The sequence below is a fragment of the Labedella endophytica genome, assembly GCF_003990045.1.
GTDB lineage: Bacteria > Actinomycetota > Actinomycetes > Actinomycetales > Microbacteriaceae > Labedella > Labedella endophytica.
This window is the reverse complement of record NZ_RZGZ01000002.1, coordinates 1,449,118-1,462,617: the sequence shown is the minus strand read 5'-3', so window position 1 is coordinate 1,462,617 and position 13,500 is coordinate 1,449,118. Positions and strand designations below refer to the sequence as shown.

General features: G+C 69.5%; 16 protein-coding genes. 7 read left to right on the top strand and 9 right to left on the bottom strand.

All coding sequences use genetic code 11. From position 1 onward, the window contains the following. Nucleotides 1-30: 30 nt before the first annotated feature. Nucleotides 31-1,095: a LacI family DNA-binding transcriptional regulator gene (locus ELQ94_RS10345; RefSeq protein WP_127049768.1), complete on the bottom strand. Its 1,065-nt coding sequence runs from the start codon at nucleotides 1,093-1,095 to the stop codon at nucleotides 31-33. Nucleotides 1,096-1,256: 161 nt separating this feature from the next. On the opposite strand from ELQ94_RS10345, the gene ELQ94_RS10340 reads away from it, so the two are divergent. The 6 genes from ELQ94_RS10340 to ELQ94_RS10315 all read left to right on the top strand — a co-directional run bounded on the left by ELQ94_RS10340 (nucleotide 1,257) and on the right by ELQ94_RS10315 (nucleotide 6,253). Continuing rightward, nucleotides 1,257-2,507, top strand: a complete 1,251-nt coding sequence (locus ELQ94_RS10340) for an ABC transporter substrate-binding protein (RefSeq protein WP_127049767.1) — start codon at nucleotides 1,257-1,259, stop codon at nucleotides 2,505-2,507. A gap of 8 nt (nucleotides 2,508-2,515) precedes the next feature. After that, nucleotides 2,516-3,415, top strand: coding sequence for a carbohydrate ABC transporter permease (locus ELQ94_RS10335; protein ID WP_127049765.1), 900 nt, complete (start codon nucleotides 2,516-2,518; stop codon nucleotides 3,413-3,415). Continuing rightward, a complete protein-coding gene (locus ELQ94_RS10330; RefSeq protein ID WP_127049763.1) occupies nucleotides 3,412-4,242 on the top strand; it encodes a carbohydrate ABC transporter permease in 831 nt (276 codons plus the stop codon). The genes ELQ94_RS10335 and ELQ94_RS10330 overlap by 4 nt, the downstream gene beginning before the upstream one ends. Nucleotides 4,243-4,393: 151 nt before the next feature. Continuing rightward, on the top strand, nucleotides 4,394-4,771 hold the full coding sequence (locus ELQ94_RS10325; protein ID WP_127049761.1) for a GntR family transcriptional regulator: 378 nt from the start codon (nucleotides 4,394-4,396) through the stop codon (nucleotides 4,769-4,771). Further along, nucleotides 4,764-5,615, top strand: coding sequence for an ABC transporter ATP-binding protein (locus ELQ94_RS10320; RefSeq protein ID WP_127049759.1), 852 nt, complete (start codon nucleotides 4,764-4,766; stop codon nucleotides 5,613-5,615). Before ELQ94_RS10325 ends, ELQ94_RS10320 begins: the two co-directional genes overlap by 8 nt. After that, nucleotides 5,612-6,253, top strand: coding sequence for an ABC-2 transporter permease (locus ELQ94_RS10315; RefSeq protein ID WP_127049757.1), 642 nt, complete (start codon nucleotides 5,612-5,614; stop codon nucleotides 6,251-6,253). The genes ELQ94_RS10320 and ELQ94_RS10315 overlap by 4 nt, the downstream gene beginning before the upstream one ends. An 81-nt stretch (nucleotides 6,254-6,334) precedes the next feature. Here the strand turns inward: ELQ94_RS10315 and ELQ94_RS10310 are convergent, their stop codons facing one another. From ELQ94_RS10310 to ELQ94_RS10300, 3 genes are all read right to left on the bottom strand, one after another. Continuing rightward, the gene (locus ELQ94_RS10310; RefSeq protein ID WP_127049755.1) at nucleotides 6,335-6,577 is read right to left on the bottom strand and encodes a YkvA family protein; all 243 of its coding nucleotides are present in this window, start codon (nucleotides 6,575-6,577) and stop codon (nucleotides 6,335-6,337) included. 61 nt (nucleotides 6,578-6,638) lie between these two features. Then, nucleotides 6,639-7,034, bottom strand: a complete 396-nt coding sequence (locus ELQ94_RS10305) for a carboxymuconolactone decarboxylase family protein (RefSeq protein ID WP_127049754.1) — start codon at nucleotides 7,032-7,034, stop codon at nucleotides 6,639-6,641. Further along, entirely contained in the window at nucleotides 7,031-8,302 is a 1,272-nt protein-coding gene (locus tag ELQ94_RS10300; protein WP_208007605.1) for an MBL fold metallo-hydrolase, read from the bottom strand. Before ELQ94_RS10300 ends, ELQ94_RS10305 begins: the two co-directional genes overlap by 4 nt. Nucleotides 8,303-8,400: 98 nt before the next feature. Between ELQ94_RS10300 and ELQ94_RS10290 the strand changes: the two genes are divergently transcribed. Beyond that, on the top strand, nucleotides 8,401-8,973 hold the full coding sequence (locus ELQ94_RS10290; protein WP_127049752.1) for a TetR/AcrR family transcriptional regulator: 573 nt from the start codon (nucleotides 8,401-8,403) through the stop codon (nucleotides 8,971-8,973). Nucleotides 8,974-9,048: 75 nt separating this feature from the next. Here the strand turns inward: ELQ94_RS10290 and ELQ94_RS10285 are convergent, their stop codons facing one another. The 5 genes from ELQ94_RS10285 to bla form a co-directional block, all read right to left on the bottom strand. Further along, nucleotides 9,049-9,654 carry a hypothetical protein gene (locus ELQ94_RS10285; protein WP_127049750.1) on the bottom strand — a complete coding sequence of 202 codons (606 nt, stop codon included), beginning with the start codon at nucleotides 9,652-9,654 and terminating at the stop codon, nucleotides 9,049-9,051. A 93-nt stretch (nucleotides 9,655-9,747) separates the two neighbouring features. After that, on the bottom strand, nucleotides 9,748-10,725 hold the full coding sequence (locus tag ELQ94_RS10280) for an NAD-dependent epimerase/dehydratase family protein (protein ID WP_127049748.1): 978 nt from the start codon (nucleotides 10,723-10,725) through the stop codon (nucleotides 9,748-9,750). 147 nt (nucleotides 10,726-10,872) lie between these two features. Continuing rightward, on the bottom strand, nucleotides 10,873-11,796 hold the full coding sequence (locus tag ELQ94_RS10275) for an ROK family protein (RefSeq protein ID WP_127049746.1): 924 nt from the start codon (nucleotides 11,794-11,796) through the stop codon (nucleotides 10,873-10,875). Between the two features lie 75 nt (nucleotides 11,797-11,871). Beyond that, complete coding sequence (locus ELQ94_RS10270) at nucleotides 11,872-12,453, bottom strand: hypothetical protein (protein WP_127049744.1); 582 nt, start codon at nucleotides 12,451-12,453, stop codon at nucleotides 11,872-11,874. Nucleotides 12,454-12,547: 94 nt separating this feature from the next. After that, complete coding sequence (gene bla, locus ELQ94_RS10265) at nucleotides 12,548-13,480, bottom strand: class A beta-lactamase (RefSeq protein WP_127049742.1); 933 nt, start codon at nucleotides 13,478-13,480, stop codon at nucleotides 12,548-12,550. Between the last annotated feature and the right edge of the window lie 20 nt (nucleotides 13,481-13,500).

The following is a 13,500-nucleotide window of genomic DNA, read 5'->3' as shown; positions in this document are numbered from 1 at the left end:
AGGGGCGGTGGGGGAGTCGGAGAGGGTGCGTCAGAAGAGGTCGCGGAGAGTGACCGGGAGCTCGACGACGCGAGCGGACCCGGCGGCGGGGGCACCGTCGAGGTGCTCGAAGAGCATCGCGGCCGCTCGGCGTCCGAGGTCGCCCGCGTCGTGATCGACGACCGAGAGTCGCACGGGTGCGATGTCGGCGAAGTCGAACGAGTCGAAGCCGGCGACGCGGATCTCGGCCGAGGTCGCCCCCGCCGCATCCGCCGAGCGACGCCGGGCGACGATCGCGCGGATGGCGCCCACGGTGTTGCGGTTGTTGGCGCCGAACACGGCGGTCGGTGGCTGGGGAAGGTCGAGGAGGTCGGCCATCGCGTGCTCGGCCGCGCCCACGTCCTGCTGCCCCAGGCGGATGAGATCGGCGAGCGGTTCGACCCCCACGTCGTGGTGGGCGAGCGTGAACCCGTCGAGGCGCCGGCGTCCCGTGAACACCGAGGAGCGGTTGCCGAGGAAGGCGATCCGGCGGTGCCCCTCGGCGAGCAGGCGGGCGGTCGCCGCCCGCGCGCCCGCGACGTCGTCGATGAGGACCGTGTCGACATCGACGCCCGCGACGGCGCGCGAGGCGAGCACGAGGGGTGCGCCGCCGAGTCGTTCGCCCTGCAGATGCGCGCCGTCACCCGTGCTCGACGGGACCACGATCAGGCCCTCGACCCGTCGCCCGATGAAGTCGGCCACGAGCTGTCGCTCGAGGTCCGCGTCCTCGTTGGAGTTGCCGACGAGGATGCGGCGCCCGTTGGCCGACGCGATCTCCTCGACACCGCGGAGCATCTCGGCGTAGTACGGGTTCGCGATGTTCGTGATGGTCACGCCGACGAGGCCGGAGCGGTGCCCGGGCCGGAGGCTGCGGGCGTTCTCGTTGCGGTGGTAGCCGAGCGTCTCGACCGCGCGCCACACCTTGTCCTGCAGCTCGGTGCGCACGTTCTTACCGCCGGAGAGCACACGCGACACCGTCATCGGGCTCACGCCGGCCTCGAGGGCGACGTCGTGGACCGTCGGATTCACCGAGCGGCGGGCCGCTGCCCGGCCGCCTGCGATGTCCTCCGATGTCATGACGCCACGGTATACCGAAGTGGCGCGGGCGGTCGCCGGGGCTCTTGTGGGCCTCCTGAGCGCGTGTTACTGTGCCGTTGCTTGGTAACGATAACAACCGGCGATCACCGGTTCCCCACCTTCACCCCAGCGCACCACCTGCTCGAACAAGGGAGTTCAGCGTGAGACCGACCAGAAGCGCCGCCGCGGCGGCCGTCCTCCTCCTGGGAGCCGCAGCGCTCTCGGGATGCTCGGCGGGAGGCTCCTCCGGAGCCGACTCGGGCGAGCTCACCTTCATCACCGACAAGACGTGGGACTTCGACACCTTCTCCGCGGAGTCGAAGAAGGACATCGACGTCTCCCTCGCCACCACGGCCTACGCCGACCAGGAGGCCTTCCAGGCCTTCGTGAAGCAGTCGTTCCGCACGAACAAGAGCCCCGGCCTCTTCACGTGGCACACCGGCGGCCAGCTCGAGGAGCTCGTCGCGGAGGACCTCGTGGCCCCGACGACGGACATCTGGACGAAGGCCGTCGAGAACGGCGACGTCGCGGAGTCCGTCCGCGACCTCTACACGGTCGACGGCGAGCAGTACTGCACGCCGATCAGCGTGGACGACTGGGTCATGTACTACGACAAGCGCACCTTCGAGGAGTACGGCCTCACCGCCCCCACCACGTGGGAGGAGATGATGACCGTCTCCGACACGCTCGTCGACAACGGCGTCACGCCGTTCTGGAACGCCGGCGGCAACCCGTGGGCGTTCGTCTGGTTCCAGATCCTCGCGGCGGGCACCGACCTCGACCTCTACACGGGCCTCACGACGGGCGAGGTCGACTGGACCGATCCCGAGGTCGTCGACGTCATGAATATCTGGCTCGACATGAAGGAGAAGGGCTACTTCACGGACCCCGGATCGAAGGTCGCGGCGGAGACCCAGATGAAGGACCAGGAGGTCGCGATGATCCCGTTCGGCACCTGGTACGCGAGCACGCTGACCACGGTGGGCCTCGAGAGCGGCACCGATTGGGGCGTCTTCCCCATCCCGAACGTGAATCCCGACCAGGAGACCACTCCGGTCGCCATCGAGACGGCCCCGGCGTGCACCGCCGAGAACTCGCCGCAGAAGGACCTCGGCCTCGAGTACGCCGAATGGTGGATGTCGTCCGAGGCGCAGACGGCGTGGAGCGAGCAGGAGGGCAACCTGCCGTACAACCCCAACGCCGAGGCGTCCACGGAGGAGTTCCAGGCCATCGGCGCCGAGTTCGCCGACCCGAGCTACGAGTTCTACCTGCGCTGGTACGAGGCGGCCCCCGCGCCGATCCTCACGGCCTCCCTCGACCAGTTCACCGGTTTCATGACGAACCCCGGCGACCCGACTCCGTACCTCGAGGGCATCCAGCAGGTCGCCGACGAGTACTGGGCCGGCAACTGACGCGCAGGATGTCGCGCCGCTCCTCGACGAACTACCAACGCGCCGCCTGGGGCTTCCTGGCCCCGGGCGTCGTGGCGGTCGTCCTCGTCCTCCACCTCCCCGTCCTCTACACCGTCTTCCTCAGCTTCACCGACTTCAACGGTCTCGGGGATCCCGAGTTCATCGGCATCGACAACTACGTGCGGATGTTCCGTGACCCGGCGGTGCTCACGTCGATCACGAACACGCTGCTCTGGGTGGTCGGAACGCTCGTGGTGCCGGTGGGACTCGGCCTCGTGGTCGCGTATCTCGCGTTCGGGCTGCCCGGTGGCGCGTGGCTGCGGGTCCCATTCCTCGTGCCGTACGCCCTCTCCGGTGTGGCCGTGGGTGTCGTGTTCTCGTTCGTGCTGCAGAACGGGGGAGCGCTGTCGCAAGCGCTCGCGTTCCTGAACCTGCCGGGGTCGGAGCTGCGCTGGTTGCAGGACGCTCCGCTCAACACATTCGCGATGATCATCGCGTCGGCGTGGCAGGGCGTCGGGGTGAACGCGCTCCTCTTCACCGTGGGGCTCCAGTCGATCCCGAAGGAGCCGCTCGAGGCCGCGAAGGTGGACGGCGCGGTGGGCTGGCGGCTCTTCCGCTTCATGATCTGGCCGCTGCTGCGGCCCTCCACGACGATCGTCGTCGGGCTCTCGATCGTCAACAGTCTGAAGACGTTCGACATCGTGCAGTCCATGACCCAGGGCGGGCCGAACCGCGTGTCGGAGACGCTCGGCGTGACGATGTACCGCAACACGTTCCTCAACAGCGAGTACGGGCTCGGCGCTGCGGTGGCCCTCTTCCTCACGGTCATCACGCTCGCGGCGTCGATCATCTACCTGCGTCGCCAGCTCACCATCGGCGAGCCCGTGAAGAAGGCGGTGCGCTCATGAGTGGACGGATCGGACTGATCACGCGGTACGTGGTGCTCGGCGGTCTCGGCATCATCTGGCTGCTGCCCATCTACCTGTTGCTCGCCAACGCGGGGAAGCTCACGAGCGAGTACTCGGGCTCGGAGCTGTGGTCGCCCGGCAATCTGCCGGCGCTGCTCTCCAACGTCGGTGAGGTGTTCTCGACCACGGACGTGCCGTCGGGGCTCGGCGTCACCTTCCTCTACGCGACGATCGCGCCGCTCATCGCGGTGATCCTCGGCGCCGGGATCGGCTTCGCCGTGATCGTGCTGAAGCTCAAGCACGGCTTCTTCTGGTTCTTCGTCGTCTTCTGTGGCACGGTCTTCCCGCTGCAGATCATGGTGATCCCGCTCTTCGCGTCCTTCTCGCAGATCGGTCTCTTCGACACGTTCGCGGGCATGACGATCGTCTACGCGGCGGTCGCGACGCCGTTCTCCGCGTTCGTGATGCGGAATTTCTTCGCCGGCATCGCGGAGACGGTCTTCGAGGCGGCGGTCGTGGACGGGGCGAGCGCGTGGCGCATCTTCACGCGCATCTACCTGCCGATGTCGCGGAGCGCACTCGTCGTGGTCTTCATCCTGCAGGCCACGTGGGTCTGGAACGACCTGCTCCTCGCGCTCGTGCTCACGCAGAGTGCGTCGACGCGGCCAGTCATGCCGCTCCTCGCTGCGCTGCAGTCCACGGAGGGCGGCGGATCCGCGTACACGGTCGTGCTCACGGCGGCGCTCATCGTCTCGATCCCGACCGCACTCCTCTTCATGTTCACGCAGCGCGTGTTCCAGAGGGGGCTCTCGCTCGGTCAGTACTGACGCCCGCGCCTGCCCCGCCCGCCCCGCCGAGGTGCGGACTTCGGCCCTCGCCCCGCACTTCCGCGAGTGGGGTCGGTGGGGTGGGAGGGGAGGGGGCGCTAGCGCGCCAACTGTTCTACTGTTATGGTGTGTATATACAGAAGGAGCAGACATGAGTGTCGTGGTGTCGACGAGTTCGAGTACACCGATCTACGAACAGATCTCGTCGCAACTGCGGTCGACCATCCTGTCCGGTGAGATCGCGGCCGGGCAGAGCCTTCCCTCGTTGCGTCAGCTCGCAGCCGATCTGCGGGTGAGCATCATCACCGTGACGAGGGCGTACAACGACCTGGCCGCCGAAGGCCTCGTCAAGAGCGAGCACGGGCGGGGATTCGTCGTGCTCGAGGTGGACCCGGAGACGGCGAGAGCCTCCTTGAACGACCGGGTCGACGCGATCCTGACCGAACTCCGCTCAGCGGCGATCCACGCGCGACTCAGCGCGGGGGACGTCCACCACCGTCTCGACCAGATTTGGAGAGAAGATGACTGACCACATGGCGCGGATCGAGGATCTGCGCATCAGGCGACGGGACTTCGAGATCGACGGGGTCTCCCTCGACATCGCCCGCGGCACCGTCGTGGGCCTCGTCGGCCCGAACGGCGCCGGCAAGACCACGATCATCCGCGCGCTGCTCGGCCTCATCGTCCCCGACTCCGGCCGGATCGAGCTCGCGGGCCACCTGGCCGGCTCCACCGAGGGGCTCGCGCGGACGGGTATCGTGCTCGACCAGCCCACCGCGGCTCCCGAGTGGACGGTCGGCTCCATCGGCCGTCGCCTCTCGCCGTTCTACCCCGGCTGGGATCAGGGTCGCTTCGACGCCCTGCTCGCCCGGCTCTCGGTTCCGACCAAGCGCACGGTGGGCGAACTCTCCCGCGGGCAGGGCGTCAAACTCTCCCTCGCGACGGCGCTCGCCCAGTCGCCGGAACTCCTCATCCTCGACGAGCCCTCGAGCGGACTCGACCCGGCGGCCCGCCGGGAGATCGGCGACATCATCCGCGAGTTCATGGTCGACCCCGACCATGCTGTGCTGTTCTCGACCCACATCACCTCGGATCTCACCGACCTGGCCGACGAGCTCGTCGTGGTCGTCCGCGGACGCATCGCCGTGCGCGGCGCGCTGACCGATGTCGTCGACGACTTCGCGGTCGTGCGCGGCGACGGACCCCCGCCGACCGGCGGGGTTCTCGGACTGCAGCGCCGCGGTGACCGGTGGACCGCCCTCATCCGAATCGAGGAGACCGCCTCGTTCGGCCGCGAGGCCGTGATCGACGCCGCGAGCGTCGACGACATCATCATCCACCTGGGTGCCGAGCACGAGGAGGTCCACGCATGATCGCTGCATTCGTCCGATTCGATCTGATGTCCTGGTTCCTGCGTCGACAGGCCCTGCTCGTCCTCGCCTTCGTCGTCCTGATCGGGGTGCTGCTTCCGGTACCCGGGATGGCCATCATGACCGCCGCCCTCGCGACGTCCCTCATGATCTCGACGCCGTTCCTCGGCGACGAGCGCGGGCGCCTCGATGTGCTCTACGGGGTGCTGCCGATCTCCCGTTCCACGGTCGTGGTCGGCCGGGTCCTCTCGATCGTCGTCTACTACCTCGCCGCCGCGGCACTGGCCACCGCCGTGACCCTGGTGATGGCGACCGTTCGCGGCTCCGTCCTCGATGCCGGACTCCTCCTCACCGTGCACGCGGCGGCTTTCGCCTTCGTCGGCGTGACCGCGGTCCTGCAGTTCCCCGTGTTCTTCCGGATCGGCTACACCCGCGGTCGGCTCATGAGCTACGCGCCGGCGCTCGTCACGGTGGGTGTCCTGTGGCTCCTGCAGGCGACCGAATCGACCGACGCGGTGGCCTCGGCTGCAGCCGGCATCTCGCCGCCCGTCGTGGTCGGCGGTTGCGTCGCGCTCGGTGTGGTCGGCCTCATCGTCGCGGCGGCCGTGTCCTCACGTCTCTACCGCACGCGCGAGATCTGAGCTCCACTCTCGCGGTCGCGCGCACGGGATCGTCATCCATTGACGGTCCCGTGCGGTGTGTCAGGCCGGTGGCGGACCGTCTCAGCGGCGGTTGGCGGCCGGATCGCCCTCGTTGACCGTGACGGTGGGGTGGCGGCGGCGGTCGGCGCGGGCCTTGAGGATGCGATAGATCGCTACGCCCGCGCCGATGAGCACCGCCGCGTCGTCGCCGAACCCGAGCGGGCCGGCGATGATCTCGGGGATGAGGTCGATCGGCGACGCGGTGTAGAGCAGCGCGCCGAGACCGATCAGGACGGCCTTGAGCTTCGAGTGGTCGCGTTGCATGGGATCCACGATACGCGGGCCGATGCCGATACCGGGATCACGATTCGGCGTCGGAGTCGGCTCACGTGAGCGGCGGCCGGGAGCGCTCGACCGCGTGCATCGCCGCGGACGGGTACGGCTGCCCGATATAGGCGGTGAGGAGGACCATGAGCTGAGCGAGGCCTTCGTCGCCGATACCGTTCCTCCGGGCGAGTCCGAGATAGACATCGAGTCGCCGGTCGTTGACGTCGCTCGCGACGAGGGCGCTGATGACGGCGACGGCTCGGTCGCGATCGGTGAGCGCGTCCCCGTGCCACCCCGGCCCCCCGGCGGCCTCGTAGGCCTCGGCGGTGTAGATCGCCCCCGCCGTCTCGGTCATGAGACGTTCCGCCGCCTCCTCGTCGAGACCGAAGTTCCGTGCGTAGACGGCTCGTCCCCGTCGGGCACGTTCATTCTGCGCTGCGCCGTCCCCGCTCATCGGCTGCCGACCGGAGACGTGACGAGCAGGGGGATGCCGACGTACCCGCGCGCGTCGTGCGCCGGCACCACCTGCAGGCGGTCCTGCAGGGCGATGATGCGTTCCATATCGCGGCGGACCTGCTTCGTGTCGCTGTCGGCCAGCTTGCGCATCAGCAGTGGTTTCTCGAGCCGCCCGGTGATGCCGTCGAGCTGCCAGGTCAGGTCGCCGATGAACGCATAGCGGCGACCGTCCGGTAGGGCGATGAAGACGATGATCGAGCCCGTCGTATGACCGGCGGCGGAGACGACGACGACCGAACCGTCGCCGTGGATGTCGAGGCTGCGCGGGAACCCGAGGTAGGCGGGCCCATCGATCGTGAATTCGCGGATCTCATGGTTGCGCGAGACGGAGTCGAAGACGGAGTCGCTCGTGGAGTCCGCGGCGTACCTTCTCTCCTCCGCCGTCATCCAGATCGGCACATCGAGGGAGTCGAGACCGCTCACGTGGTCCCAGTGCGAGTGCGTGAGGAGAACCCCGAGCAGCCGCTGCCTGTCGTAGCCCACCGCGTCCAGCTGCGCGCTCGCGGTTTCGGCACGATCGTGCGGCGAACGGCGGTACGAGGGCAGGCTCTCGATGTGCGCGTCCGCGCCGGCACCGAAGCCCGCGTCGATCAGCAGGTCGCCCTTCGGATGCTGGACGAGGATCGCGGTCGATGCGAACGACCGCTGGTCGGCGAAGGCGCCGCCCGTCACCGCGAACGCCGCTCGTGTCAGGTAGGTACCCGTCGGGAGCTGGAAGATCATCATCTCGGCGGGAGGTGACGCGACGGGCAGAGTGCCGGTCATCCGCTCGGGATCCGGAAGCTGGGCCGTGATGGGTGCGACGCGCCCGCGCCCCCAGGCGATGACGGCGGCGGCGGCGGCCAGCGCGAGGTTGGCGACGATCTCGGACGCCTCACCGCGGATCAGGTAGAACGCGACGGCCGAGAGCATCAGCAGGACGACACCGACCGCGGCGACGACGGTCGTCCGAGGTGCGATCCGAGTGAGAGACGGCAGGATCACGCCGAGTCCACCGAGTACGTCGAGGACCGAGGTGATCGTGTAGAGCAGCGGCACGTCGGCGGACCAGGGGAACATCGTGACCGCCTGATCAGCGGCGAGCGAGAGTTTCATGACACCCGCCACGACGAGCGCGGCACCGAGGAGCCATTGCGCGGCCCACAGTGCGTAGTGGAGTCTACGGTGCCGGTGGGCGTCGACGGGGAAGGGGGAGGCGGACATCATGACCTTTCCAGAAAATTACGCGTTATGACCACTGCGGTCACTACTGAACAGTATGTACAGCACTGCCTTGCTTGTCCAGAAGGTCGTAGGATGGGTCCATGACCTCCGAGGCTTCCGACCCGCGCGTCGCCCGCACACGGCGCGACGTCGTGGATGCGACCGCCGCCCTCCTCGTCGAACGGGGGTGGGACGGCGTGACCCACGCCGAGGTCGCTCGTCATGCCGGGTATTCGAAGGCCACCGTGTACACGCACTGGCCTACGCGACTCGACCTCATCAGTGCGGCCATCGAGCAGATCTGCGACGTGGAGCACCACCCTCCCGCTACCGGCGACCTGCGTGCCGATCTCCGGACCTCACTCCTCGACTTCGCGACCGACCTGAGCGATGGCCATCTCGATCGATTACTCGCCGGTGTCGTCGAGCGCGCCGACACCAGCGAGGTCGTCCGCGCGCTCCGCACCCGCCTCTACGAGACGGGCACCGCGGGACTGCGGTCGATCCTCGGTGCGCACCTGGACGCGGTCGACGTGGAGCCGTCGCTCGCCCTGCTGACCGGGGCGTTGCTCGTCCGCGTTACGTTCGAGGGTGTACCGGCGACCGAGGCCTTCGTCGACGACCTCGTCACCCGTGTGCTCAGCGCCGTGGAGGCCCGCCGCTCCGTCGCGTGAATCATCGGAGCGATAGCGAACCATCACGTGGGTCGGCGCACCGCCGGTCGCTGCACTGGCCCGAACGAGGGGGCGTCAGCCGGGAAGACGGATGCCCGCGGCGCGGAGTTCGAGAGCGGCCAACTGCCGCGTGACGGCAGGATCGCCGCCGCGCCAACGTTCCACGACGGCAGGATCGACATCGAGCAGGTCCCTCGGCGACTGCTCCACGAGGGCGCGGAAGGCGAGCAGCTCGAGGGCGCCGGGCATTCGCGTCAGCCGGGCGACCGCACCGCGGCGGACGGCCCCGACGATCCGCGGGCGGATCCAGGCGAACACGAGGATCGAGATCGCGATCGCGGCGATCGTCCAGCCGGCGATCGCGGCGAGCGTGTGCACGCCGAGTTGCCAGTTCTCGCCGGCCTCGGCGAGTGTCGTGGCGGCACCGCTCGCCGCGTCGAACGGTGCGCTGATGCCCTCGCCGATGAGCGGGGTGGAGGACAGGTTCTCGCCGACCTCGCTCATCGTCGACGCGAGTCCTTCGCCGGACGTCTGGACGTCGCGTCCGATCGCATCGAATGCGGCGATGCCGTTGCGGACGGTCACCGCCACGACGATTCCGACGACGAGCACCAGCACGCCGAGCACATCGGCGATGATCTGGCGCGTCCGCTGCGATGCCACATCCGAGTACAGCTTCATGGTCGGCCTCCCGTTTCTCCTCGGACATCGTCGCACCGACGGCGGCCGTCCCGGTGCGCTCGACGTGACGCTCGGGGAGGGCCCGTGCCCTCATCACACGACGAGCGGCGCCCCGGGGTCGAGCTCGTCGTGGTCGACGAGCCAGTGCAGCGATTCGAGCACGGCCGTCTCCGGCTCGTACGCCGGCGTGTAGTCGAGGAGCCGGCGGGCCTTCTCGATGGAGAACACCTGGCTGCGGTCGAGGTGCCCCCAGCTGGCCTCGGCGTGCTCGGCCGGTGTGGACGCGCGGAACGCCTCCCAGCCCACGCTCCGGAGCGTCGCCTCCTGGCCGAACCACGACGCCGCGATCGACGCGAAGCCGCGCACGCTGAGTGCCGTCGGCGCCACGATGTTGAGATCCTCGCCCGCGACCGCATCGCGGTGGGAGACGGCGAGCTCGAAGGCCTGGGCCACGTCGTCGGCGTGCACATGGTGCATCATCTCCGCGCCGACTCCCGGCATGCCGAGGGTCTGCCCCGATGCGAGCACACTCCACACGTGCGGATCGAGGTTGCCGAGCGGGCCGATCGGGTGCCAACCCGGCCCGACGATGTGGCCGGGGTGGAGGGAGGTCGTCACGAGACCACCCGCCCGCGTCTCCTCGGCGAGCATCGCCGCGATCCGCTTCTTCTCGACCCCGTACTCGTCGACCGGGTCTTCGGCCGAGTCGGAGCCCTCCACGATGGGGAGCTTCCGGCTCCGGCCGAAGCGCCAGATGGATCCGCAGTGGATGAGGTGGTCGACCTTCCCGCGCAACGCGTCGACGAGGGCCGTCGCGGACTCGAGCGTGAAGCACACGAGGTCGATCACGACCTCCGGCTCCTGCGCCAACACCGTTTCGCCGAACGTGCCGTCGCGGTCCTCCTGCTCGCGATCGGCGACGATCTGCTCGACTTCACGCCATTCGGGGGCATCGGCGTAGGGGGAGCTCTTCCCGCGGCTGAGCGAGACGACCGTGTGGCCCGCGCGCACGAGTCGGGGGACGAGGAAGGTTCCGACGTGGCCGGTCCCTCCGATGACGACGATCTTCATGCGACTCCTCGGTGCTCGGTCGGGCTGCTCTGCCCGTGACTCCACGCTAGACATTCGTCGGGCCGCTCGCGGGGCCTTGGCAGAGCGCGCCCGCTGTGCTGGTCGCGCGTTCCGTCACTCACGCACTCTGGACCGGGATCTACGCGCTCAGGGGGAGGAGTGCCGTAGGTGATGTGCGGCCGCGCCGAGCAACGGGGCGTCGGCGAGCAGAGCCGAGTGGCGCACGACGGCCGGTGTGAATCCACCCGTCGCAAGTCCTGCGCGCAGCGGTGCCTCGAGCAGGTCCCACGAGCGGGAGATCGAACCGCCGATCACGAGCGCATCGGTGTCGAAGCGCTCGAGCGATGGGGCGAGCGCGACGCCGAGGGAGTGTGCGGCGTGGTCGAGCACGGCGAGGGAGTCGCCGCCGCCCGCGCGCGCGTCGGCGGCGATCTCCGCGACCGTGGCCGTGCGCCCCGTCCGCTCCGCGAGCGCCCGCGTGATCGCGCGGCTCGACACCGTGTCCTCGAGCGGGCCGCCGTTCACCTCGAGGCGAAAGGCGTAGCCGTCGGCCGGCACGTCCGGCCCGGTGGTCACCGCTGTCCCGCCGTCGAGGAAGGCCGAGCCCACCCCCGTGCCGAGGGTGATGCAGACGAACCGCCGGGCCCGGGCCGTGCCATCGTGTGCCCACTCGCCGATGCCGTAGGCGACGGCGTCGTTCAGGAAGGTCACGTCGCCCTCATCGACGCCGAGGCGACGGGCGAGCTCGGGCCGGAGGGGGACTCCGGAGAGGGAGGCGAACTTGCCGACGTCGGCGAAGTGTCCGATGCCGGCGTCGTCGTCGAACGGCCCGGGCATCGCGACGATGCACTCGCGGGGGTGCCGGTCGACGTCGCGCGCGGGCTGCGCGATGCTGTCGAGGAGAGTGTCCGCGTTCACGTGCGGGTCGATGTCGCGGTCCTCTCGGCTCACGATGCGCGCCGTTCGGCCGTCGGCCTCGACGATCGCGGCGGTCACGTGCGACCCGCCCACATCGAGCACGCGTGTGCGGGTCGTGGGGGCGCTCGGCGACGTCGGTGGCGCTTCGTTCACGGGGTCAGCCTAGCGCGGTTGATAACGATATCAATCGAAAGACGGGCACGAGACCGGTGGTGCGCGGCCGAGACCTCAGCCGGCGGAAGGGGCCGAGACGAATCCGACGAAGACCCAGTCCTGACCGCTGTCGTCGCGGCCGAGGAAGACGGACCGCTCGGAGCCGTCGCCGAGGTTCAGTCGCGGAACGAGCTCCGCGGTGACCTCGATGCCGTTGGCCTCGAACAGCGCGGGCGTCTCGCCGGTGCAGGGTGCGACCGCGCCGCACTGCTCGAAGGCGGACGCTGGCGGTGACCAGCCGTCTCCCGGAGCTTCGACGAGCGCCTCGAGTCGCCCCGCCTCGCCGATCCGGTGCCAGCTGGATTCGGCGACGACGGCGTCCTCCGGCAGGTCCACTCCCGTCGCCCGGTCGATCTCGCCGACCGAGACCGACGTGCAGTCGAGCGCGGTCTCGAGTGAGCAGTAACGGGAGTCGAGCGCGATGCCGAACGCGTTCGCGGCCCCGACGACGGCGCTCGAGCCCACGAGGACGAACAGGATCGACCCGGCGATGAGGAGGACGAGGGTGAAGGCGAGCTTCATGAGCGCGCCGCGCGGTTTCGTCGGGGCGTCGACGGCCTGCTCCTCGGGGAAGAGCTCGTTCAGAGGTGTCGACATCGGCTCCCCCTCAGGATGGCTCGGCGCGTCGACGGTCGCGGTGACGCATCGATCCCGGACAGCGTAACCCGAGGTCCTGACAGGTGGTGGGCCGTCAGCGCAGCGCCGCGACGGCCTCCTCGGTGGCGCGGGCGATGAGGGCGTCGTCCCTCTCGGCGTCCTCGGTGTCGCGGTCGGAGAGGATCGCGAGCACGATGGGGTCGCCGTCCGTCGGCCAGACGACCGCGATGTCGTTACGGGTGCCGTACTTCGCCGACCCGGACTTGTCGGCCACGGTCCAGTCGTCCGGGACGCCGGCGCGCACGAGGGTGTCGCCCGTGGTGTTGCGCACCATCCAGTCGGTGAGCACGGCGCGTTCGTCGTCGCTCAGGACGTCGCCGAGGAGATACGCGCGGAGGTCGGTCGCGAGCGCCGTCGGCGTGCTCGTGTCGAGCGTCTCGTCCCGCTCGGCCGCGTTCAGTTCGGTCTCCTCGCGGACCGACTCGGTGACGTCGTCGCCGAGGGCTTCGAGGGCGGTGTCGAAGCCCGTCGGTCCGCCGAGGACCTCGAAGAGCATGTTCCCCGCCGTGTTGTCGCTGTAGCGGAGTGCGGCGTCGGCGAGGTCCCCGATCGTCATGCCGATGTCCGCGTACTTCTCGGTGATCGGGGAGTACTCAACGAGGGCTTTTCCGCCGTACATGACGGACGTGTCGAGGCCCTCGATGCCCACCTGGTCGAGCACGGCTCCCGCCGCGAGCGCCTTGTAGGTGGAGGCGAAGGCGAAGCGCTCGTCGGCCCGCCACACGACCTCCTCGCCCGTGCCGGTGTCGAGCGCATAGACCCCGAGGCGCGCGTCGAACTCGGACTCGAGTGCGGAGAAGGCGGCGTCCGTCGCGGGCGCGGGCGCGGAGGGCGACGAGGTCGGCGCGCCCGACGACGGCGCCGTCGACCCCTGCTCGGGCTCGGTGGTGCAACCGGCGAGGACGAGCAGCGCCAGGCCGAAGGAGGCGATGAACGAGCCCCGGGATCGAGAGGTGGTGCGTGTCACGGGCTGTCGTCCTCCAGTCG

Bases quoted from the DNA above. Each gene is read 5' to 3' on its own strand.
- ELQ94_RS10345 (WP_127049768.1), bottom strand. From the start codon at position 1,095: ATGACATCGGAGGACATCGCAGGCGGCCGGGCAGCGGCCCGCCGCTCG.
- ELQ94_RS10335 (WP_127049765.1), top strand. From the start codon at position 2,516: ATGTCGCGCCGCTCCTCGACGAACTACCAACGCGCCGCCTGGGGCTTC.
- ELQ94_RS10330 (WP_127049763.1), top strand. From the start codon at position 3,412: ATGAGTGGACGGATCGGACTGATCACGCGGTACGTGGTGCTCGGCGGT.
- ELQ94_RS10325 (WP_127049761.1), top strand. From the start codon at position 4,394: ATGAGTGTCGTGGTGTCGACGAGTTCGAGTACACCGATCTACGAACAG.
- ELQ94_RS10320 (WP_127049759.1), top strand. From the start codon at position 4,764: ATGACTGACCACATGGCGCGGATCGAGGATCTGCGCATCAGGCGACGG.
- ELQ94_RS10315 (WP_127049757.1), top strand. From the start codon at position 5,612: ATGATCGCTGCATTCGTCCGATTCGATCTGATGTCCTGGTTCCTGCGT.
- ELQ94_RS10310 (WP_127049755.1), bottom strand. From the start codon at position 6,577: ATGCAACGCGACCACTCGAAGCTCAAGGCCGTCCTGATCGGTCTCGGC.
- ELQ94_RS10305 (WP_127049754.1), bottom strand. From the start codon at position 7,034: ATGAGCGGGGACGGCGCAGCGCAGAATGAACGTGCCCGACGGGGACGA.
- ELQ94_RS10300 (WP_208007605.1), bottom strand. From the start codon at position 8,302: ATGATGTCCGCCTCCCCCTTCCCCGTCGACGCCCACCGGCACCGTAGA.
- ELQ94_RS10290 (WP_127049752.1), top strand. From the start codon at position 8,401: ATGACCTCCGAGGCTTCCGACCCGCGCGTCGCCCGCACACGGCGCGAC.
- ELQ94_RS10285 (WP_127049750.1), bottom strand. From the start codon at position 9,654: ATGAAGCTGTACTCGGATGTGGCATCGCAGCGGACGCGCCAGATCATC.
- ELQ94_RS10280 (WP_127049748.1), bottom strand. From the start codon at position 10,725: ATGAAGATCGTCGTCATCGGAGGGACCGGCCACGTCGGAACCTTCCTC.
- ELQ94_RS10270 (WP_127049744.1), bottom strand. From the start codon at position 12,453: ATGTCGACACCTCTGAACGAGCTCTTCCCCGAGGAGCAGGCCGTCGAC.